The sequence below is a fragment of the Actinoplanes sp. NPDC049548 genome (assembly GCF_040676695.1).
Classification (GTDB): domain Bacteria; phylum Actinomycetota; class Actinomycetes; order Mycobacteriales; family Micromonosporaceae; genus Actinoplanes.
The window spans coordinates 43287-65640 of sequence record NZ_JBFAPM010000005.1 but is presented as its reverse complement, the minus strand read 5'-3'; the positions used below and the strand labels follow the sequence as shown (position 1 = coordinate 65640).

Below are 22354 nucleotides of genomic sequence, written 5' to 3'. Positions count from 1 at the left end.
GTCCAACACCGCAGCTAGGAGCCGCTGTACCAGCTACCCGAGCGACCCGACTCTTCCCTATAGGGGAAGTCTCCCGACCGGGGAGGTGACGTCGGTCCGCTCTCGCCGTGGGTGCCGTCGCAGACGCGACAACGACCTGCAGAGCATCGTCAGGCCGACCGTCGCGTCGTGCAGTTGGCGGGAGCAGGCGGGTGTGCGTCGAGCCAGCCGAGAATGCGGTCGTAGATCGAGTTGTCGCGGCCGCTGGCGGGATGCCCGTCGCGTCGATCGTCGATCATGTCGATCGCACAGGACTCGAGGTAGAGCCGCAGCGATCGGCGATGCACCGACCCTTGTTCGGTTAGCTCGACCTTGCCGGGTGCGCACGGCCAGGGTTCACCGCAGGCCAGGCAGTCCCACGTTGGTCGGTCGGGCTGGTGTGGCGTCCTCGGAATGAGCATCAACGGCCGCCGTTCGCGCGGCGCCGCTGAGCCGGTGTGAGTGCTCCGGCTCGGCCGACCTGGTTGTAGGACTGCGTTGGCAGCGCCGACCAGCTTGGCGTGCTCGAAGCTCGTGGCGGGGTAGTCGCTGTGGGCAGGTCGGCGGTGGTCATCGCGCCGCAGTGCGGGCACCACCGGCTTTTGACCTTGAAGCTGATCAGGCCCGCGAGAAACCCCAGCAGGAGTGCGCTCGTCGCCGCTACTGCCACCACTGGGGTTCACCTCCGCGAGAGAGATGATTCGTGGTCGTCGCCATGTCCGGCCTTCCGTGATAGGCGTGGGCACGCCGATGTGCGACGTAGTGTCGCGGTGGTCCCGCCGGTCCGCAGGTGTTGGTTGTGGTGCGGCGGGGACCGCGTGCCCGGTCTCGATTCCAGGGTGGCGGCCGGCGTGATGCCGGTGGTCGCCGTGGGCTTCGTTGCTGTTCACCAGGTGTTTCCGTCACAGCGTGGCGGTCGGGTGACCCGGAAATGAAGGCGACGGGCGTCAGCCGCTGTCAGCCGACGCAGCACGTATCGGAGTACCACCCGGAAGGCGTACGGCTACTGTGCGCTGATGAGCGTTGAGCCGAAACGTGCCAGTGAGTGGACCATCCACGGGGAACGCGTCGTTGACGACACCCGCCGGGCGGTGCTGAGCATCGCGGACGTGGAGCTACCCGACGGCGTCCGCTTCGAGCAGTACGTTCTGCGGGTCCCGGCCGCCGCGATGGTCATCGTGCTCGACGACGACGAACGCGTGCTGATGATGTGGCGGCACCGGTTCATCGTGGACCGTTGGGTCTGGGAACTGCCCGGCGGCTACCTCGACCCGGCCGAGGACTCCATGACCTGCGCCGCCCGCGAGGTCGAGGAAGAGACCGGCTGGCGGCCACGGAGGATCGAGAAGCTGATCAGCTTCCAGCCGATGGTGGGCACCATCGACCAGGAGAACGTCGTCTACCTGGCCCGCGGCGCCGACTTCACCGGTGCCGCCCCGGACATCAACGAAGCCGAGCGCCTCGGCTGGATCCCGCTCGACGAGATCCAGCAGCACATGGACAACGGCACCATCGTCGGTGCCGGCTCTGTCTCAGGGCTGCTTGCCTTGCTGTTGCGGAAGGCGACCGGCGAACTTTAGGCGCTCGCCAAGACCGGTCGAGCCCGCTCGGCGAACTCCTGCACCGCGGGTAGCCCGACATGCCTGGAGAGCCGATTGGCGAGGTCGATCAGGTAGTCGCGGGACCGCGAAGAGTACAGCCCTTCCGCGGCTTCGACCGCGTCGACACCGACCCGGGCGGCTTCCTCCGGCTCGCCGTTCTGCGCATGCGCCACGGCGAGCAGGACGAGGTTGAACTGCCGTCCCCGCGCGTACTGCCGGCCGTCCATGTCCAGCGACCGGGTAGCGAACCGCGTAGCGATATCGCCCCTACCCAGAGCGGTGAAGCAGTGACCGAACTTGGCCGCCAGGTACGACTCGTCGAAGTAGCCGATCCACTGCGGCTCGCTGGTCCGGTCAGCCTTGTCGAAAATCGCCTCGGCCCTGTTCAGCGCCGCCGCGCAGGCCTTCTCGTCGCCGCCGACGGCATGACCTTGAGCTTCGAGGACCGCCGATTCCGCCTCAATCGCGGCGATGCCTGCCTCGGCTGCTGCGCGGCTCGCGGCCTTGGCCAGATCGACCGCCTCGCTGGAGGCCCGCAGGAACGCGGCCTGATGGCTCATCGCCGCCAAAATCTCAGCTCCCAGCGCCCGGTCACCGGCGCCCGCGGCGAGGCGCAGAGCCTGGATCAGGTATCGCTGGGCCAGGCCGTGCATCCCGGCGTCGTACGAAGCCCAGCCCGCGAGCTGGGTCGTCTCCGCGACCGCGGACAGCAACTGGCGGCCGGTCACCGCGTCGTAGCGGCTGTTGATCAGCTCGGTGACGTCGGCGTTGAGGAACCGGACCAGGCTGTCGCGGATGTGGCCGCCACCGAACTGGTTATCCAGCGTCCGGTACGTCGAGGTCATTCGGCGCACGGTCTCGACGTCGGCGACCCCGATCAGCCGCTCACCGGTGCCGGCCGGTCGCTCGTCGAGCGAAGACATCAGCCATCGCATCGCCGCAGGCAGGAAGGCCGTCGCACTGAAGCCCACCTGCTGCAGAAGGTTCCGCCGCTGCATATCGCTCCGCCAAAGATCAACAGCGACATCTATGCCGTGCCGCCAGTCCGGCGCGAACTCTAGCCCGGACGGCGTGGCCACCACCGCGTGTTCGAGAGCGACGGGCCGGTTATCGGTGTCGGCTGACACCTCGGACACCATGGCGGACAACTGCCCGCCCGCTTCGAGCGCCTGATCGAGCAGCACCGCGACCGACACGCTCGGTCGTTTGAGCCCCGATTCGAGATCCCAAAGATGGCCGTGCGAACAATGGATCATCCCGCCGAGCCTGCGCAGCGACAATCCATGTTGCTCACGCAATTCTTTGAGCTTGCGGCCGAAGTCGGGATGGGCGACAACAGTCCGCCGCGGCATCGGCCACCCCCAACGAATCGATGAACGGCCACTCGGTCCGGAACCCGGGCATCACCGGACACGATAGCTCTCGGTTGGACGATCGGGGCCCACGCGATTGGGTGGATCAGGCAACGTGCCCATCGGATGCAACCATGGCCCGGGTCTGCGTAGCGGGGCGCGCCATCTCTCTGGCGGCCATTGCTGTGACTATCGGTACTGCCGCTGCTGCGCCGCCCGTACGCTGTCCTTCACCTCGAGAGGGAGGTCAACCACCGCGATCGTCACGCCGAGGTCCTGCAGCGCATGGGCCGCCCATGACTTCGACGTCGGAAGAAACGGTCTGGCAGCAAGCGGATCACCTAGGCAGAGAAACAGCCGAGGTCTTGGCTCGATTTTGGTGGCGATCCAGGTCAACTTCAGTGTGTCGGCAAGAACCTTGTGCTTCTGCGCGACCTTGGGCGGCCCTTGGTGAGCCCAGCACTCCACCAGCACGGACCGTTCGGCGTCAGCCCCGTCGACCTCGACTCGGGTGCCGTCGGCTACCACGATGCGGGCCGGCTCAAGCACCACGCCCAACTGAAGGCCGAGAAGGTCGAGCATCACGCGCTCGGCGTCGCGCTGCTCGCGGGAATGGCCCGGAGGAGAGTCAAGCATCGGCTCTCTGGCCATGTCGATCGGCTCCGAGGCGTCGGAGATGCCACGACTCCCGGCGGCCTGATCCCCTTCTCCTGGAACGAGCGCGATGTCAGCACCGATTAGCTCGTTGACCAGCTTTTCGCCAGCCAACCGATATCGGCGGACGATCCCGTCTTTTTCCAGCGCTCGACAGATCTGGTTGACCTGCTGCCTCGGATGAACGTCGGCGGCAGTCGAAAGCCGATCATCGTCCAGCGGCTGTCCGCTACGGCGTAATGCCTCCAGGATCCGGTGGCGATTCGATGCTGCCGACATCGCGCGAGTATCAACCAGCGGCTACTCGATCTCAATGCCTGGGCTCGCGGCATCGGCGCCGATTGCATTCCGATCATCCGATGGGTCGGAGGTTGTCGCCAGCTGTGGAGCGCGGACACTGGCGGTGTCCGCATCGGTTGCCGGCTTGCGGGACGAGTGGAGGCGTTGGTGATCGACGACGGGTGGCAGTCAGTGCCGACGGCTCTCGACGTGGCCCGCGCGGGTGTCTCGTACGACTGGCTGACCAGCATCGGCGACCGGCTGTACTGGGTGGAGTCGTCTCCGGACGACGGCCGCCTTTCGGTGGCGACATGGTCGGCCGGGTCGGTTGCCCTTCTGCCCGGCGAGGTGGGCAGCGGCTTACACGCCTACGGGGGTATGCCGTACGCGGTCTTGCCGTCGGGTGAGGTCGTGCGGGTGAATGGCGAGTCGGGGCAGCTCGCCGGCGCGGTCACCGTGTCTGCCACCGCGCATAGCTATGGGGATCTGACCTGGTCGGGCGTTGAGCTGCTGGGGGTCCGGGAAGATTCCAGGGGAGATGACCTGGTGGTGATCGAGACGTCGTCCGGCCGGCTGCGGGTGCTGAAGGCGACGGACGGGTTCCTCGCTTCACCGCGGGTGTCCGGGGAGCGGCTGGCCTGGGTGCGCTGGGATCGGGGTGTGATGCCGTGGGATTCCAGCGAGGTGTGGGCGGCGAGCTACATGCCGGATGGGCAGCCGGTGGGCCCCGTGCGCGTAGCCGGCGGGCCGGACGAGTCGGCGTTCCAGCCGCAGTGGGGTGCCTATGGGTGGCTGTATTTCATGTCGGACCGGACCGGGTGGTGGAATCTTTACCGGTGGCGCGACGGGCGGACCGAGCCGGTCGCGCCGGTTAAGGCTGAGTGCGCGACCGCGCCGTGGGAGTCGAGCTACGCCAACTACGCGATGCTGCCGGACCGGCGGATCGTGATGACCGTCCAGCGGGGCCCGGTGCACGAGCTGGCGGTGGTGTCCTTCGGTGCGCTGGTGCGGCTGCCCGTGCCGTACACGTCGATCAAGCCGTTCCTGGCGGTCGTGGGTGACCGGGTCGCGGTGATCGGCTCTTCGCCGACCCGGATGCAGGAGATCGCGTTGGTCAGTACAGATGGCTCCGGTCGGGTCGAGGTGGTCCGGCCGGGTCCGGATCACCGGTTCGCTGATGTGTCGGTACCGCAGCTGCTTCGGGTCGAGTCCGACGGTGCCCAGGTGACGGCGGTCCTCTACCCACCGTCCGGGGACGCCGGGCCTGCGCCGGTCATTGTGCGCCCGCATGCCGGGCCGACCTACCACAGCGATCTTCGGCTGGATGGTGAGGTGCAGTTCTTCACCAGCCGGGGGTTCGCGGTGGTCGATGTCGACTATCGGGGCAGCACCGGCTACGGACGTACGTTCCGGAAGGCTCTCGACGGGCAGTGGGGCCGTTTCGACGCGGCGGATTGTCGTGCCGTCGCCGAGCATCTGATCGACACCGGCCGGGCGATACCGGGTGCGGTGTTCATTTCCGGGGCCAGCGCGGGCGGCTACACGGCGTTGCGGGCCGTCAGCGAGGAGGGGCCGTTCGCTGTGGCGGTGGTCCGGTCGGCGATCGTCGACCCGCAGCGGTGGACGACGACGGCGCCGAGGTTCCAGCGCCCGCACGCCGCGATCCTGGCCTCGCCCGACTCGGCGGTCCGAGCCGATCAGGTGCGCCGGCCGGTGCTGCTGGTCCACGGCGTACGGGATGAGATTGTCCCCATCGGCGACACGACGGCCCTGGCGGACGGGCTGCGCGGGCGCGGCCTGTTGGTCGGCATGCTGACGCTGGAAAACGTCGGGCACTACGTGTCTGGGACCGGGCTGGTGGCGGCGCTGGAGGCGGAGCTCGACGCCTACCGGAGCGTGCTTGAGGACGCCGGCCTGGCGCGCGCTGCACCGACACCATCACAGTCCAAGATCTGTCACTAACCTAAAGTAGCCGCCCAACTACTTTCGATTACCTTCGATGTATGAGTACTGGCTTGATCAGTCGGCTTGCTCGAGCTCGCGTCATGCCTCCCGAACCGCCCATACTCTTCCCGAGCCCACCTGAATCGATCCGGACGATCCTGGTTGCCGGCCAACGACACCTGGCACGGACGCGGATCTGGAGGATCGGCGGAGTGCACTCCGACGACGAACACGTCGTAGCGCGCCTGGGCTGGGAGACGGCCGAAGACTCCGATCTGTACGACCCAGACCTCGGCGACTTCAAACATGAGGCGGTGCTCCGCGGGCGGACCGTGACCTTCGTCGTCCGACTGGCCGACCTTGCTGTCGTCTACGAACGGCGTCGGGCGGGCATGTCGGAGCAGGACTTCGCGACCGGGCTGCGAATCGTCCTACGGGCCTTCGACGGCCACCGCCGATGGGACGTCGTTCCGGTCGACACGAAGGCGACCTTCGACGAGTGGCTTCGAGGGGTCGACCTGGTAAACCGGTTCCGCTTCAGGGCAGAGGGCCCCAACCTCAAAGGGTCTGTCACCCTACGGACGCTGCTCCGTCCTCGACCGGGGGTGCTGACGATCGACTTCCGATCCTGTGACGGGATCGACGTCAGCGACGAGGCGCTGCGAGAGCTGGTCTCGCTCGCGGAGAGCGGAGCCGGCGAAGTCCTCGCGGTCGGGCGACGGAGCGGCCACGAAACAGCCGAAGTGCTGAAGGCATGGGAGAGTTCAAGCTCCGCCGAGCGGGTGGTACAAGAGGTGCCGGTCGACGACGAGGATGACTCCGAGGCGGCAAGCGCCTCGCGACTGTTGGGAGTCCTCGCCACAGTGCCACCCAACCCGTCCTGGTGATCCACCAGGTCCGACGATCAGATCAAACCGCTCGACGAACGTGCCCGTCTCGTGGGCGGCGGCGTGGCTGGGTAGTACGGCCCCAGTTTCCCTCGATACGGTTACCCGCTGCCGGGGTCGGGCCGGACGCTAGCCTTATGCCCTTGGCGTGACGTCGCGGTTACGCGTCGCCAAGCAGATGGGGGCTGTGGTGCGACTGGATTCACCGCGCTGGGAGGAGATCAACCCCAGCGGCTACCAATGGGAGAAAGACGGCCTACGCGAGCTGGCCTCCTATCTGCCAGACCAGGACCCGTTCCACGTATGGGCGAACGTCGAGTTCGTCGCCACCGACGGCTCCCTCAACGAGATCGACGCACTGGTGCTGACCCGCAGCGCTCTCTACATCGTTGAGCTCAAGCACTGGGAGGGCGAGATCGAGGGCGGCGGCACCCAATGGGTACGCCGGATGCCCGGCCGCCGCCTCGAACCGTGGGATAACCCGCTGATCCTGGCCAACCGTAAGGCCAAGCGGCTGGCGAGCCTGCTGAAGTACTACGCCAAGCAGCACGGCAGGGAGCACCTGGTGCCGTTCGTGGGCGCCGCTGTCTTCTTGCACGCCCGCGGCATGCGCTCCCGCCTGGATCAGATCGGCGCACAGCACATCTACGGGCTCGACAATCATCCCGAGTCGGGCCTGCCGAGCCTGCGGCAGTTGCTGCTGGAGCGGCCCCGGCCGGGTCACGCGATTGACCCAGTGCGCGGTCAGCAGGTCGTCGACCTGGTTCGCGGTGCGAAGATCCGTCCGTCGGTCGCCGACCGGAAGATCGGTCAACTGCTGCTGTTTGCGAAACCCTTCGCAGAGGGCATCGGCTGGCAGGACTTCCTCGCCAAGCACGTCATCGACCAGAACACGACCCGCCGGGTCCGGTTCTACCTGACAAGCCGGGCCGCTAGCGACGACGTGCCGGTTATCAAGCGGGCCGCCGAGCGTGAATTCCGGCTGCTGCAGGGCATCCAGCATCCCGGCGTCGCCCAGGCCCTCGACATCGCCGACCACGCCTTCGGCCCGGCGGTCATCTTCAGTCACGACCCGGAGTCCGTACGGCTGGACCAGTGGCTGCTGCAGCATGAGGCCACCATGACCATGGCGCAGCGGTTGCAGCTTGTCGGTGGTTTGGCCGAGATCATCGCGTACGCGCACAGCCGTCGCCTGGCGCACCGGGCGCTCAACCCGCAGGCCATCTACGTCCGCAAGCCGGAAAGTTCCCGGCCACAGCTGCTGGTGACCGAGTGGCAGGCTGGCGGCCGACTGGCCGACACCACCCGGTTGACCCGGCCCAGCTCCACCGACGGTGCCGGCCTCGAGCTCTTCTTCGATGACGACGTACGCCGCTACCAGGCACCGGAAGCCGCCCATCGGATCGACGTGGCTGGCATCCCGCTGGACGTCTTCTCACTGGGCGCCATCGCGTACCGGATCTTCACCGGCCGTCCGCCGGCCGAAACGCCGGAGGAACTCGTCGCCGCCGTCAGCGACGGCGGGCTGAACCTGTCGGCCGCCGCCGACGGCATCCCGGGCAGCCTGGCCCTGCTCGTCTACGACGCCACCTTCGGCGACCCCAGCCGGCGGATGCCCAGCGTCGCGAAGTTCCGCGAGCAGCTGGAGACGGTGTGGGACCAACTCACCGCGCCCGAGCCCGAGGTCTTCATCGACCCGCTCGAAGCCCACAAGGGCGACGCCCTGGAAGGCGGCCGGGTGGTGCGTAGCCGGCTGGGCAGTGGTGCTACCGCCACCGCCCTGTTGGTCACGGAGGAAACGCCGGACGGTACCCGGGAGGTGGTCCTCAAGGTCGCCCGCGACGAGCAGTACGCCGACCGTCTCACCGCCGAAGCCGGCGTGCTACGGAAGATGCACCAGCACTGGCAGGTCGCCGCGCTGCTCGACGGCCCGGTCACCATCGGCGGGCGCACTGCTCTGGTCCTGGAGAACGCAGGCGAGCGCACGCTCGCCGAGGATCTGCAGGGCGGCCGCCGCCTCGCCCTGGACCTGCTCGAACGCTACGGCCGGGACCTGCTGGACATCGTCAGCTTCCTGGAAGGTGAGGGCGTCCGGCACCGCGACATCAAGCCGGCGAACCTCGCCGCCCGGCCGAGACGCAGCGACCGGCAGCCCCACCTATGCATTTTCGACTTCTCGCTGTCCGCCGGCCCGGTCGAGCAGCTCGGCGCGGGCACACCGCCCTATCTCGACCCGTTCCTCGGTCCACCTCGCCGGATGCGCTACGACGCCGCAGCCGACCGCTTCTCCGCCGCCGTCACGCTGTTCGAAATGGCCACCGGCACGCTGCCGAGCTGGGGCGAGGGCGCGAACCCCGCCACGGTCAAGGATGAAGTAACACTCGACCCGGCGATGTTCGAGCATGCCATCGCCGACCGCCTCATGGCCTTCTTCAGCAAGGCCCTGGCTCGCGACGCGCGGAATCGCTTCGAAACCGCCGAGCACATGGCCGACGCCTGGCGGCTGATTTTCCACGAGATCCCGGAACCGGGCGACACCGGACCGGGTGAGGTCCCGCCGCTGCGCGAGCCGCTGTCGCGGGCGTCATCGCTGGAAACCGTTGGGCTGACCGCCCGCGCTCGCTCCGCTCTCGACCGGCTCGGCGTCGGTACGGTCGGCGAGCTGCTCGACTACGAGTCGTACGCGCTGACCCGGGCCAAGGGAGTGCCGGACGCGACCCGCAAGGAGATCCTCGCCCGAGTCCGCGAGTTGCGCACCGAGCTGGGCAGCTCGGGCACGCCCGCGCCCGACGACGACGATTTGCCGCGCGGCATCGAAGCGGTCTGCGAACGGCTGTTGCCGTCCAGCCGGTCCAAAGACCACGAACCGCTGGCCATGCTGCTCGGCCAGGCGCCCACGGCGGACGGACGGTTCCTGCACTGGCTGGCCCAGTCCGAGGCCGCCACCGCGATCGGCCAAACCCAGCCGCAGGTCTCCACCCTGCTGCGCAAACACGTCAAGAACTGGCGGGACGATCCGGCGATCACCGCCGTACGTAACGAGATCGTTGAGCTGCTCGACGCCCGCGGCTTGATCATGTCGGCCGAGGAGATCGCCGAAGCACTCATCGCCAACCGTGGCTCCTGGTCGCCCGAGCCGAGACGCACCGCCCAGACCACCGGCCTGGTCCGCGCCGCCATCGAGGCGGAACTGCAGCGCGGCGGCGACGCCCGGATCGACATCCACCGCTTCCGCACGTCGACAACAGTGCTGGTGGGTCGCGAGCCGGACGACCCGACCTCGGAGATCCGGGCGGCGGACCTGCTTGCGTACGCCGTCCAGCTCGGCAAGGCCGCCGCCGAGATGAGCGGTGAGGAGCCGCTGCCGACCCGGCAGCGGGCGGTGGAACGGCTCCGTGCCGTCAAGGGCGAGGAAGGCATGCCGGCGCTAAGCGACCAGCGGCTGCTGCAACTCGCCGCCGCCGCCACCCACGGCGTGGCCGACGTCAACGCCCAGGGGCAGCTCTACCCGGTCGGGATGCATGCCGAGCGGGCGTTGAAGTTGGCCATGGGCAGCATCGTCGGCCAAGTACTGACGGTGGAAGCGTTGCGCGATCGCGTGCGCGCCCGGTTCCCGCACGCCGAGCCGCTGCCCGACCGCGTACGCCTCACCGCCCTGCTGGAAAACTTGAACGTGCCGATCCGCTGGGATGGCACCACCCAGCAGTACATGCCCCCGGCGGGCAGCCTGTCGTTCAGCAGCACCCGGATGGCCACCTCGACGACCGCGCCGCTCGCCGGTCCGTCCGCCGTCGCCGACACCGACGACAAACTCAAGACCGTCCTGGACCGGCGCGGCTACCTCGCGGTGCTGACCTCCCTTAGCACCCTCACCACCGCCCGCCGGGCGTTGGTCAAAAGGCTTAGCCTGACCGAAGTCGACGTCACGGCCCTGCTGGTGGAGCGCCTGCGCAAGGCCGAGTTCTCCTGGGAAACCATCGTGGCCGCCGACACGGGCAAGCCGAGCGACCCGGATTTTCGCGCCCTCGCGGAGATCGTGCAGCACGACGTCGTACCCGCCCTGGAACAGCGGCTGGCCACCGACCGGCCGGTGCTGATCACTGAAGCAGCGCCGCTGGCCCGCTACGGCCAAATGCGAGTGCTGCAACACCTCGCCGACCCGACTAGGCCGCGGCCCGGCGCCCGCCTGCTGCTCGCGGCGGCCAGACGGCTCGAACCGCCGATGCTCGACACCGAACAGATACCCCTGACATCACCGGCCAGCCAGTCCCTCTGGCTACCCGACACCTGGATCACGCACGCCGCGCGCGCGGAAAGGACCACCCGATGATCGAGCTCAAGGCGCTGCAAGGCCAGGTGAAAGACCTGGTCGACGACCTCCGCCACGTCGTCGCGGCGAACGACGAGCTGCGATCCTCCCTCCAGAGCGAGTGGAAGGCGGCCCGCGCTGCGCAACGCACCGCGGGAACGTTCGAGTCGTGGCTGGAGGACGCGCTCGACCAGGCTGCCGTCGCGTGGGTGCTGGGCTGTGTGTTCGTTCGCTTCTGCGAGGACAACGACCTGATCCGCAAGGTGTGGATCGGCGGCCCGACCGGGGTGGCGCCTGCAGAGCTGGCGGTGCAGGAACGGCAGGGCTACCTGGTTGCCAACCCGCGGCACAACGACCGGGACTGGCTGCGAGAGGCGTTCAGCTATCTAGGCGGGCTCCGCCCGACCGGCAAGATCTTCGACAAGCACAACCCGGTGTGGCGGTTCCCGATCTCCGGCCTCGCGGCCGAAAAGCTCTCCGACTTCTTCCGGCGCGGCGACGGGTACGCATCCCTGGAGTCACCAGGTCTGAACACCCGCTTCCTAGGAGATCTCTACCAGAACCTCTCGGCACATGCCCGTGAGACGTACGCGTTGCTGCAGACGCCGGAGTTCGTCGAGGAGTTCATCCTCGACCGCACCTTCGAGCCGGCCTATAAGGAGTTCGGCCTCGCTGAAACCAAGGTGATCGACCCGACGTGCGGATCCGGACACTTCCTGCTCGGCGCCTTCGACCGCTTGGCGAAGCGCTGGAAGGACCGCGAACCGGCTACGGACGTACGGGTGCGAGTGCAGCGGGCACTCGACCAGGTCACCGGCGTGGACATCAACCCGTTCGCGGTGGCCATCGCTCGTTTCCGGTTGATGATCGCCGCCCTCAAAGCCTGCGGCCTGAACGACTTGGAGACAGCACCTGCCTTCGACCTCCGCCTGGCCACAGGTGATTCACTACTCGGCTGGGGCCGGGAGCAATCGACCCACCAGGGCCAGCTTGATCTGAACGGCGGCCAGGACGAGGAAAAGACCTTCGCCTACTTCAGCGAAGACTTCGACGACCTCTCCAAGTACCTACGTGCAAGCCAGTACACGGTCGTCGTCGGAAACCCCCCGTACATCACCGTCAAGGACAAAGCCCTCAACGATCTCTACCGCAAGCGGTACTCGGCCTGCTCCGGAAAATACGCGTTGACCGTGCCGTTCGCGCAGCTCTTCTTCAAACTCGCCCGACGCGGCGACAAAAACGGCGATGGCGCAGGATACGTTGGCCAGATCACAGCAAACTCTTTCATGAAGCGAGAGTTTGGCAAGAGGTTGGTAAGCGAATTCTTTGCCGGCGCGGTGGAGCTTACAGAAGTAATCGATACATCTGGCGCGTACATTCCAGGTCACGGAACTCCAACGGTTATCCTAATTGGCCGGAATTGCCTTGTGAGCGGCAGGTACAGCCGTCGCATAAATACGCTTTTCGGAGTTCGGGGCGAGCCGACTCAGCCAGCGAACCCGGAAAGCGGTGAGGTATGGTCGGCGATCGTTCGTCAGATCGACGATCCAGGCACAGAGTCCGAGTGGATCACCGCAATCTCCCTCGATCGCCAACGGCTGCAAAAACATCCGTGGAGCCTGAGTGGCGGCGGCTCGGCCGATCTACTCTTGGCTCTAAAGGAAAGCGGCAACCAACTGATTCGGGATGTGATCGACGGAGAGATCGGCTTTGCCAGCTTTTCTGGCGTCGATGAAATTTTCTACCTCCCTCCTTCGTGGCATCGACGCCACAATATTCCCGGTGAGATAATACGGCCAATGGTGACCGGCGAAGATCTGCGCGATTGGCAAGCGACTCCAGAGTTCGACGCCCTCATTCCGTATGACGCCAACGGAAAGCTTATTGAGCCTGGCTTGGGCGAACAATGGGGCAGGCACCTATGGCGAGCAAAGCAGATACTGGGCTCACTAACGGACTTCTCCAGGCGAACCCGGAAGGACCTGGGTCTTCCCTGGTGGTCTTGGTATCGATGGGTGCAACGGCGTTACGAAACGCCCAACGCTATCGCCTTCTCGCACGTTTCTACGCATCCACATTTCGTATTCTCGCGGGGCCATAAGGCCTTCAACCAGCATGCACCGGTGATCAAGTTGCCGGAGGGGGCGACGGAAGATGATCATCTGCGGCTGCTCGGGGTGCTCAACAGTTCGACCGCCTGCTTCTGGCTCAAGCAGGTCAGTCAGCCCAAGGCTGGTGGCGGGGTTGGGCGGGGCATGCAAGACGAAGGATGGGAGGAGCGCTACGAGTTCACCGGCACCAAGTTGGCGGAGTTTCCGCTCCCGTCGGCGTATCCGCTCGAGCTGAGCAGACAGCTAGATGAGTTGGCAACGATGCTCGCTGCTACCAGTCCTTCCTCGTTGGTTGCCGCTTCAACGCCGAGGAAGGGGGATCTAGAAAAGGCGTGCCTGGAATGGACATCAATCCGGCATCGAATGATCGCCCTGCAGGAAGAGTTGGACTGGGCGGTGTATAGGCTCTACGGCCTAGTTGATGAAGATCTTACGGTTGCCGAGCCGCCGGAGCTGTGCCTTGGGGAGCGAGCCTTCGAGATTGCGCTTGCCCGAGGAGTTGATCTAGGGCGGCAGAAGACTCAATGGTTCGCGCGGCACGGATCTGAGCCAATCACCGAGCTGCCATCGTACTGGCCGACCGCATACCGCGAGATGGTCGAACGCCGAATCGAACTGATTGCCGCCGACCGGCGGCTCGCCTTAATCGAGCGACCCGATTGTAAGCGCCGTTGGTCGATGAAGAAAGACAAGGTTTCCTGGGATTGGGCCGCGCAGCAGTCAGCAGCTTTGTATGAATGGTTGCTTGATCGCCTTGAGTCGGCCGATATCTGGAGTGGCGCTCCGGAGCCGCTGTCGATGGTGCAGCTTGCTGAACGGGTCCGACACGACGAGGTTTTTCAATCGGTGCTGAGCCTGTGGGTGGGTTCGGACCAGCATGATGTCACCAGGACTCTGGCCAAGCTCGTTGCGGATGAGACTGTGCCGTATCTGCCGTCAATGCGGTACAAGCCTGCCGGGTTGCGGAAGCGGGTGCAGTGGGAGCGGACGTGGGAGTTACAACGGCGGGAGGATGCCGGGGAGAAGGTCGACATCCCGGTGCCGCCGAAGTACGGGTCCGGGGACTTCCTCAAAGCGAGCTACTGGCGTAACCGAGGCAAACTCGACGTACCGAAGGAACGGTTCGTCTCTTATCCGGGTGCCTCTCGTGATGGTGACTCGACGCTGCTGCTGGGGTGGGCGGGCTGGGATCACGTGGCGCAGGTGCAGGCGCTGGCGACCATCTACCTGGAGCGGACGCAGGCCGGATGGGGTAAGGAGGCGCTGCTCCCGTTGCTGGCGGGGGTGGCCGAGCTGGAACCGTGGCTGAAACAGTGGTACGACGAGCCGCGTCCCGGGTTTCCCGGCTCGCCGGCGAAGTTTTTTACCACCTTCCTTGACGGGCAGCTGGCGAACCTTGGTGCCGACCGTGCCGACCTACGTCAGTTCCGCGAGCCAGCATGACCGTTCGGGGGAGCGGCGGCGGGCCGTTTCCGTCGGAGCCCAGGCATAGGATCTGCGTACTCGGTCGAAGCGGTGGGCGATCGGTTAGGAGCTAAAGGTGACCTTGCTGCGCGACCTCATCGACATTCCGGTGTCGGTGGGGGATTCGGACTTCGTGGTCACGGCGTCGCAGGGCGCCGACCTCGGTCGCTATGTGGTGACCGACGATCTGAAGCGCAACTTCGACGAGGCGCTAAGCATGGTCGCCCACGCGGTGCAGTCGGGCCGGTCGCAGGCGAAGTTCCTGCACGGTTCGTTCGGCTCCGGCAAGTCGCATTTCATGGCGGTGCTGCGGGAGATCCTGCGGCACAACCCCGATGCCCGGTCCGTGCGTGGCCTGGGCGAGCCGATCGACAAGACCGACCCGGTGCTGAAGGGCCGCAAGTTCCTCACGCTGAGTTTCCACATGCTCGACGCGCGCACGGTGGAGCAGGCAGTCCTGGAGGGCTATCTGCGCCAGATCCGGGTGCTGCACCCCGATGAGCCTCCTCCGGCGGTGCACCGCTCGGATGCATTGATCGCCGACGCTGACCGCCTGCGGCAGAGCCTCGGCGACGAGCGGTTCTTCGCGTCGTTGCGGGGTGGCCCGAGCGGGGCGTCCGGTGGTGGGCTGGCCGTGCAGCGGGCACAGACGGTGGCGTGGTCGGCGGAGACCTACGCCCAGGCGGTGGCCGAGCCGCCGGGCACGCCCCTGCGTGACAAGCTGGTCAGCGCCTTGACGAGCACGTTCTTCACCGGTGCGGTGCAGAGCGCGGAATATCTGGATTTCGATACCGGCCTCGCGGTGATCACCCGGCACGCCAAGTCGCTGGGCTACGACGCGATGGTGTTCTTCCTCGACGAGTTGATCCTCTGGCTGTCCACGAAGATCGCCGATCACACGTTCGTGCAGACTGAGGGTGCGAAGCTCAATAAGCTGGTCGAGTCGTCCGACTCGACCCGGCCGCTACCGATCGTCTCGTTTGTGGCCCGGCAGCGAAACCTGGAGGAGTTCCTCGGCCCGCAGGTCGGCGGCACCGAGCGGGCAGCCCTCGCCGACGTGATGCGCAGCGTGCAGGGCCGGCTCGGCTCCGACATCGTGCTCGCCGACACCAACCTTCCCGAGATCACCGAGAAGCGGCTGCTCAAGCAGGACGACGCGGCCCGCAAGGTGATCGACGAGGCGTTCGCGCAGGTGCGTAACCGGCGTGACGTGTGGGATGTGCTGCTGCTCGGTGCCCAGTTCGGGGATGCCGGCATCGGCTCCGACGCGACCGCGTTCCGCCGGCTCTATCCCTTCTCTCCGGCCCTGGTCGCCACGTTGGTGGCGTTGTCGCAGGCGCTGCAGCGCGAGCGCACCGCAATCAAGGTGATGACCGAGCTTCTGGTCGAGCGGCGTGACACGCTGCAGGTCAACGACCTGATCGGGGTGGCCGCTCTGTTTGAGCCTCTAGTGCTGCGCGGGGAGCTGCCCGACCGGCCGCAGCTGCGGCAGAAGTTCGCCAACGCCCGCGAGGCCTACCGCACCCGGTTCCGGCCGTTCCTGCTCAACCTGCACGGCATCACCGAGGAGGACGCTGCCGGGCACGCCGACTTCCAGATCGACGACCAGCTCATCAAGACGTTGATCCTGGGGTACCTGGTCAGCGAGGTACCGGCGCTGCATAACCTGACGGCGGCGAAGCTCCACGCGCTGAACTTCGGGTCGATCGCGTCGCCGCTGCCCAACTACGAGAGCCAGATCGTTCTCGACCGGCTGCGGCGGCTCAACGCAGACGTCGGCGACCTGTATATCTCCGACGGGCCCGACCCGGTCATCCAGGTGAAGATCGCGGACGACGACTACGAGCGGCTGATCGACTCGGTCCCGCCGCGCGAGACCGCGACCGTCGTGATTCAGCAGCTCGTGCGTGACCTGGTCTGCGACGAGCTCGGGCTGGACAGCCGCGCCGGCACTCTGGGTGAGTATCCGTACCAGCGGGAGTGGCGGGGCCGCAAGCATGTGCTTCACGTGCGGTTCGGCAACGTGCGCGACAAGGACAACATGCCCGACAACGCGCTGCTCGCCGACGGCGACGCGTGGCGGGTGGTGATCGACTACCCGTTCGACCCCGGGCACCGGCGCAACGAGGACTTCGCCCGCATCGAGACCCTACCGAAGGGCTCGCGCACCATCTTCTGGATGCCGTTGTTCCTCAGCAACGAGTCGATGGCACGGGTCGCCACCCTCGCCAAGGTCAACTATGTGTTGTACGGGCCGGACGGCAGCCGGATCGAAACGCTCGCCGCCGACCAGTCCAAGGCATGGCGGGAAGGTGCGAAGGCGTACTTCCAGCAACGCGAACAGCAGCTGCGTTCCGCGCTGCTGACGGCGCTGAAGCAGGCGTACGGTGCGACAGTGCCCGACCCGAGCGTCGTCGAGCCGGACGACGTGGCGATCCTGCACTCGTTGACCGAGGGGTTCCGTCCCGGCGACCCGCGCGGCGGCGTGCTGCGTGACGCCTTCGTCAACCTCACCGGTGAGTTGCTGGCCTGGGCCTACCCGGGTACGCCCGCACTGCCCGACGACGAGAAGGTGCCCACCCGCACCGAACTGGCGAAGATCCTCAAGTACGCGAAGCTTGCCGTCGCCGACGAGACCAAGGGCGTGGCGGTCGACCAGGCTGACCAGAAGACCGTGCGGCGAATCTGCAATCCGCTGCGTCTCGGTGAGCTGGTCGAGCACCGCTACGTGCTCACCGGTGGCACGTGCTGGTGGAGCGGTCACCTCACTCACCGGGCCGCGGCTGAGGGTTACACCGAGCGTTTCCCCGTCCACGTGCTGCGAAAGCTGCTCGACGAGCCGGCCGCACGCGGTTTCGATCGGGAGCTGCAAAACCTGATCATCGCGGTGTTCGCCGAGGAACAGCAGCTGGCCTGGTACCGGCACGGCAGTGCGGCGCCGCTTTCGTCGTTGCAGGGCATCGACGACCAGCTGGAGTTGCACCACATCGCGCTTCCCGACGAGGACCTGTGGAATCGAGGCAGCCGCCGCACCCAGGGCATCTTCGGCGTGGCGACGCAGGGCTATCGGACGGCGGCCGGTGTCGCCTCCCTGGCGCAGACCCTGCGGGAGCAGGCCGGCCGGTACCGGCAGCCGGTGCTCGACCTGGCCGGTGCGCTCGTAGGGCACGCCGGCCCGCTGGGGCTGGACCCGCAGCTTGCGCAGGGCCGGCTGCACCACGCTCGCAAGATCGCCGACCTGCTCACCGACATCGCCAACGAGAAGGACGACCTTGTCCTGATCACTCTCATCGCCGATGTCCCGTTCGACCTCGACGACGTCGCGGTGGGTACGGTCGTCAAGACCGCCGACGCGGTCCGCCGCGCCCTCGACGCCACGCAGTGGAGCCTGATCGAAGCGGTGAACAAGCGCGCGGCAAGCGACCCGACGGCCGCCGCGATCATCGAGAAGCTGCACACCGCCGCTCGCCATGACGCAAATGCCGCCGACCTACCTGCCGCTCTGCGGACTGCCATTGACGAGGCCACCGCCCTCATCGTCGAGCCGCCGGTGGTCCCGCCGCCAGCGGTGGGGCATCCGCCGACCGTCGTGGGACCCACCGTGGTCCACCCGCCGGTGACCGATCCCACTGAGCCTTCGCCAGACGGCGGCCGGAACGGTCGCAGCGTGCTTGCCGACGACAAGCAGCTCGACGACCTGACCGCTCAGCTTCGCGCCGAGCTGAGCGAGGGCCACACTGTCGTCGTCACCTGGGAGGTGCGGTGACCGTGGCCCAGCCGGCCGCGATCAGACGGAAAGTGGAGGCGTGGCTGTCCGATGACGATGACCACGCACCCGCCATCGCACTGCGCGCCGAGCCGGTCTGGAAAGACGAGCCAGCCCTCACCGCCGGTGACACGACCGTGCGGATCGTGCCGTGCCCGACACCGCTGGCAGCCCGAGCAGCCCTGCACGACCGGGTCGACGGCGAGCGGCTGGTGTTACTTACCGAGCTATCCGACGACGAACTCGGCGACGGGCTACTGGCGCACTTGAGTAAGCACCATGTACGCACAGTGCAGCCGTGGGACGTGGTCGTCGCGATGTTCAACGCCGCCACGGTCGACCCGACCCTGGCCGGGCTGGGCCGTTGGGTGGCCGACGCGCTGATCGACCACGTTCCGGCGAGCGAGTGGCCCCCGGCATCCGGCACCGTCCTCACCCGCGATCACGCTTTGCGAAGTCTGGCGGCGGAGCTGTTCGGAATGGACCATGACGAGATCGACAGCGCGGGGCTGATGGAGTGGAGCACCGACGCCGCGCGGGTCCTACGCCTGGGCAAGGTTGCCGATCCGGTGCTCGACGGTCTGACCGGATACCTCGCCGAGGTCGCTGGCGGCGCGGTCGTGCCGGTGCTGACCGCCGCACGCGCCGGCAACGGTGTCGACGCCGTACCGCTCGGTCTGCTCGCCGGAGTGTTGTGGCCCGGACCGACCGGTTCGAAAGCAGCCACGTCCGTCGCCGTCGCCCGGGCCAGGCTGGAACCGTGGTTCGGCGGTGCCAAGCTCGTCGAGGAACAGGCGGTGGCGTTCGCTGCCGCCGCCGAGGCGTGGGTGGACCGGGTCATCGGCACCGGCGACGGGAGCGTCGAGGCCAACCGGATGCTCGCCCGAGCCGAAGCTATCGCCGCTGACGTCGAGGCCACGAGCCTGCTCGGCGGCAGCAACCTACTGCCCTCCGGGTTCGTGCACCGGCTTCGCGAAGTCGCCGCCGCCGTCCGGCTCGCGGTGCCAGCGGCTAATTCGATCACGGCGTCCAGCATCGCAGCCGCCCAGACCGCGCTGGCCCGCGTCGGCGAGCACCGCGGCGGCGACCCCGACCGGCTCAAAACCATGCAGATGGCGGTGCGACTGCTGCGCTGGCTCGCCACCGACGACGCGGAACCCGCCACTCTCCACGAGGCCCTGCACCGCCAGGTACGCGACGATGGCTGGGTCGACCGAGCCCGGCTGGACATCTTCGCGGGCGACCCCGACCCGCAGGTCGCCGAGGCGCTGCACCTGCTGCACCAGGCGGTCGACGCCCGCCGTGCCCGGCACGACCAGCAGTTCGCCGACCTGCTCGCTCCCGCCACCGCGGGTGAGTCGGAGCCAGGCCAGCTCATCCACGTCGAGCACGTCCTCGACCGGGTGCTGCAACCGATCCTCGACCAGGGAAACCGGGCGCTGCTGCTGGTGATGGACGGGATGAGCGTGGCCGCCGCAACCGAACTGGCCGAGTCTTTGACCCGCATGGGCACGTGGACTGAACTCACCCCCGGCGGTGGCCCGCGCACCGGAGTGCTCGCCGCCCTGCCCACTATCACCGAGGTCAGCCGGTGCAGCCTGCTCAGCGGCCGGATCACCGTCGGTCAGCAGGCAGCCGAGCTGCAAGCATTCCAGCAGCGCTACCCGACCGGAGCGTTGCTGCACAAGGCCAAGCTACGCGGGCACGCCGGCGCCGCGATCGCCCCGGACGTGGCAGCGGCCCTCGCCGACCCGGCGATCCCGGTCGTAGCCGCCGTCGTCAACACCATCGACGACGCGCTCGACCGAAGCGACCCTGGCACGACCGTCTGGGGCAGCGACACCATCCCCGGGATCCGCGACCTGCTCACGCTGGCCGCCGGCCGGATCGTGATCGTCCTGTCCGACCACGGCCACGTGGTCGACCGCGGTCCGGAGGCCGTCTACCGGCCGAGCCCGAGCAGCGAGAACCGGTGGCGGCCGGCCGACCCGCCGCCCACCGGCGGCGAAGTGCTGGTCCGCGGCTCCCGAGTCGCCAAGGGTGGTGGCACGGTCGTGCTGCCCTGGCGCGAAGAACTGCGCTACGGTCCCCGCAAGGCCGGATACCACGGCGGTGCGGCCCCCGCCGAAGCAGTCATCCCGCTGCTCGTGTTCACCGACGGCGACGACGCTGCCCTCGACGGCTGGGGCGCCGCACCGGTGCCCAGCCCGGCCTGGTGGCGCGAGACCTTGCCCGCCAAAACGCCTGCGCCCGCACCAGCGAAACGGACGACCTCGCGTAAACCACAAGCCCAGGCCGAAAGCCTCTTCGACCCACCGCTGGCGTCCACCGACCCGGCCGCCGAGGCCGCCGCACCGGAATCTGGCCTAGTCACCGCTTTGCTCGCCAGCGAGCTTTACAAGCAACGCCGCGACCCTCGCGCCCCACTGTCCGACGAGCGCGCCGCCGCACTGCTGAACACCCTCATCGCCGGGGGCGACCGGGCCACGATGGACACCCTCGCCGCCCACGCCGGGATCCCCGCCGGCCGGATCGTCGGCGTCGTCACCGCCCTGCGCAAGGTGCTGCAGGTCGAGGGCTACCCGGTCCTCACCGTCGACCCCGACGGCGTCACGGTCAAACTCGACCGGATCCTGCTCACCGATCAGTTCCACCTGAAGGGCTCATGAGCACCGGCATCTCCGCCCGGCGACGCAAGGACATCATCGACGCCCTGCGCCGCGGCGTCGTACCCATGAACGGCCTCGACGCGCTCGCCGTCGGCCTCGACCGGTTCAACGCCGCGCTCGACGACGACCTCGACCGCGTCGCCGGAGGCGGCAGCGTCTTCAAGGCCGTACGTGGCGAATACGGCGCCGGCAAAACCTTCTTCACCCGCTGGCTCGCCGAACGCGCCAAACGCCGCGGCTTCGCCGCCGCCGAGGTGCAGATCTCCGAACTGGAAACACCGCTGCACCGGATGGAAACCGTCTACCGCAGGCTCGTGGAACACCTGAGCACCGAGCAGTTCCCACCCAGCGCGCTGCGTCCGATCCTCGACGGCTGGATCTTCGCCCTGGAAGAGGACGTGCTGGCCGGTGGCAAGGTGGCCGAGGACGACACCGACGGGCTCGACGCGGCCGCCGGTGCGCTTCTGGAGACCCGGCTCGCCGAGATCTCCCGCAGCACACCCGGCTTCGCCGCGGCCCTGCGCGGCTACCGGACCGCCGCAGCCACCGGCGACCATCCGACCGCCGACGGCCTGGCCGCCTGGCTCGGCGGCCAACCCCACGTCGCCGCGTCCGCCCGCCGCGCCGCCGGGGTCAAGGGCGACCTCGACCACTTCGCTGCCCTCAGCTTCCTGCAAGGCCTACTCACCGTTCTGCGCGACAGCGGACACCCCGGCCTGCTCCTCGTGCTCGACGAGGTAGAAACCCTCCAACGAGTACGCTCCGACGCCCGGGACAAAGCCCTCAACGCGCTGCGGCAGCTCATCGACGAGATCTACGCCGGACGTTTCCCCGGCCTCATGCTTATCATCACCGGCACCCCCGCGTTCTACGACGGCACCCAAGGCGTGCAGCGGCTCGCCCCCCTCGCCCAACGCCTGGCCACCGACTTCGGCGCCGACCCACGCTGGGACAACCCCCGCGCCACCCAGCTCCGCCTGCCCGGCTTCTCGCTGGATGCCCTGGTCGAGCTGGGCGTCCGGGTCCGGGAGATCTACGGCAGCCCGGCCGTCGAGGACCGGATCGACGACGCCTATCTGCGGGAGCTGGCCACCGCGGTCACCGGCAAGCTCGGCGGTCAGGTCGGGGTGGCACCGCGGGTCTACCTCAAGAAGCTCGTTGCGGACGTGTTGGACCGGGTCGACCAGTTCGCCGAATGGAACCCGCGCGAGCATTACACGCTGACCGTCCGCTCCGACGAGCTGACCGAGGTTGAACGCAACGCCGCCTCCGCCGACGACATCAGCCTCCAGCTGTAGGG

Annotated in this window: 11 protein-coding genes; 8 read left to right on the top strand and 3 right to left on the bottom strand. The window is 67.7% G+C overall.

The window, feature by feature from the left end; genetic code table 11:
• Positions 1–149: 149 nt before the first annotated feature.
• A complete protein-coding gene (locus AB0J80_RS12165) occupies positions 150–326 on the bottom strand; it encodes a hypothetical protein (protein ID WP_364703858.1) in 177 nt (58 codons plus the stop codon).
• Positions 327–1034: 708 nt separating this feature from the next.
• Here AB0J80_RS12165 and AB0J80_RS12160 point away from each other — a divergent pair.
• Positions 1035–1598: an NUDIX hydrolase gene (locus AB0J80_RS12160; protein WP_364703855.1), complete on the top strand. Its 564-nt coding sequence runs from the start codon at positions 1035–1037 to the stop codon at positions 1596–1598.
• Here AB0J80_RS12160 and AB0J80_RS12155 read toward each other — a convergent pair.
• On the bottom strand, positions 1595–2971 hold the full coding sequence (locus AB0J80_RS12155) for a helix-turn-helix transcriptional regulator (protein WP_364703852.1): 1377 nt from the start codon (positions 2969–2971) through the stop codon (positions 1595–1597). The genes AB0J80_RS12160 and AB0J80_RS12155 overlap by 4 nt on opposite strands.
• A 189-nt stretch (positions 2972–3160) precedes the next feature.
• On the bottom strand, positions 3161–3904 hold the full coding sequence (locus AB0J80_RS12150) for a hypothetical protein (RefSeq protein WP_364703849.1): 744 nt from the start codon (positions 3902–3904) through the stop codon (positions 3161–3163).
• Positions 3905–4072: 168 nt separating this feature from the next.
• Here AB0J80_RS12150 and AB0J80_RS12145 point away from each other — a divergent pair, with 168 nt between their 5' ends.
• The 7 genes from AB0J80_RS12145 (at position 4073) to brxD (ending at position 22352) form a co-directional block, all read left to right on the top strand.
• Positions 4073–5866, top strand: coding sequence for a prolyl oligopeptidase family serine peptidase (locus tag AB0J80_RS12145; protein WP_364703846.1), 1794 nt, complete (start codon positions 4073–4075; stop codon positions 5864–5866).
• An 83-nt stretch (positions 5867–5949) separates the two neighbouring features.
• Complete coding sequence (locus AB0J80_RS12140; RefSeq protein WP_364703844.1) at positions 5950–6735, top strand: hypothetical protein; 786 nt, start codon at positions 5950–5952, stop codon at positions 6733–6735.
• A 190-nt stretch (positions 6736–6925) separates the two neighbouring features.
• Positions 6926–11065: a BREX system serine/threonine kinase PglW gene (gene pglW / locus AB0J80_RS12135; protein WP_364703842.1), complete on the top strand. Its 4140-nt coding sequence runs from the start codon at positions 6926–6928 to the stop codon at positions 11063–11065.
• A complete protein-coding gene (pglX, locus tag AB0J80_RS12130; protein ID WP_364703840.1) occupies positions 11062–14598 on the top strand; it encodes a BREX-2 system adenine-specific DNA-methyltransferase PglX in 3537 nt (1178 codons plus the stop codon). The genes pglW and pglX overlap by 4 nt, the downstream gene beginning before the upstream one ends.
• Positions 14599–14695: 97 nt before the next feature.
• On the top strand, positions 14696–18385 hold the full coding sequence (locus AB0J80_RS12125; RefSeq protein ID WP_364703837.1) for a phage resistance protein: 3690 nt from the start codon (positions 14696–14698) through the stop codon (positions 18383–18385).
• Positions 18382–21054, top strand: coding sequence for a BREX-2 system phosphatase PglZ (gene pglZ / locus AB0J80_RS12120; protein WP_364703834.1), 2673 nt, complete (start codon positions 18382–18384; stop codon positions 21052–21054). The genes AB0J80_RS12125 and pglZ overlap by 4 nt, the downstream gene beginning before the upstream one ends.
• Entirely contained in the window at positions 21051–22352 is a 1302-nt protein-coding gene (gene brxD / locus AB0J80_RS12115; RefSeq protein WP_364703832.1) for a BREX system ATP-binding protein BrxD, read from the top strand. The genes pglZ and brxD overlap by 4 nt, the downstream gene beginning before the upstream one ends.
• Positions 22353–22354 lie beyond the last annotated feature (2 nt).

Coding starts and splice junctions, on each gene's coding strand:
- pglX (WP_364703840.1), top strand. CDS start 11,062: ATGATCGAGCTCAAGGCGCTGCAAGGCCAGGTGAAAGACCTGGTCGAC.
- brxD (WP_364703832.1), top strand. CDS start 21,051: ATGAGCACCGGCATCTCCGCCCGGCGACGCAAGGACATCATCGACGCC.
- AB0J80_RS12155 (WP_364703852.1), bottom strand. CDS start 2,971: ATGCCGCGGCGGACTGTTGTCGCCCATCCCGACTTCGGCCGCAAGCTC.
- AB0J80_RS12160 (WP_364703855.1), top strand. CDS start 1,035: ATGAGCGTTGAGCCGAAACGTGCCAGTGAGTGGACCATCCACGGGGAA.
- AB0J80_RS12140 (WP_364703844.1), top strand. CDS start 5,950: ATGCCTCCCGAACCGCCCATACTCTTCCCGAGCCCACCTGAATCGATC.
- AB0J80_RS12150 (WP_364703849.1), bottom strand. CDS start 3,904: ATGTCGGCAGCATCGAATCGCCACCGGATCCTGGAGGCATTACGCCGT.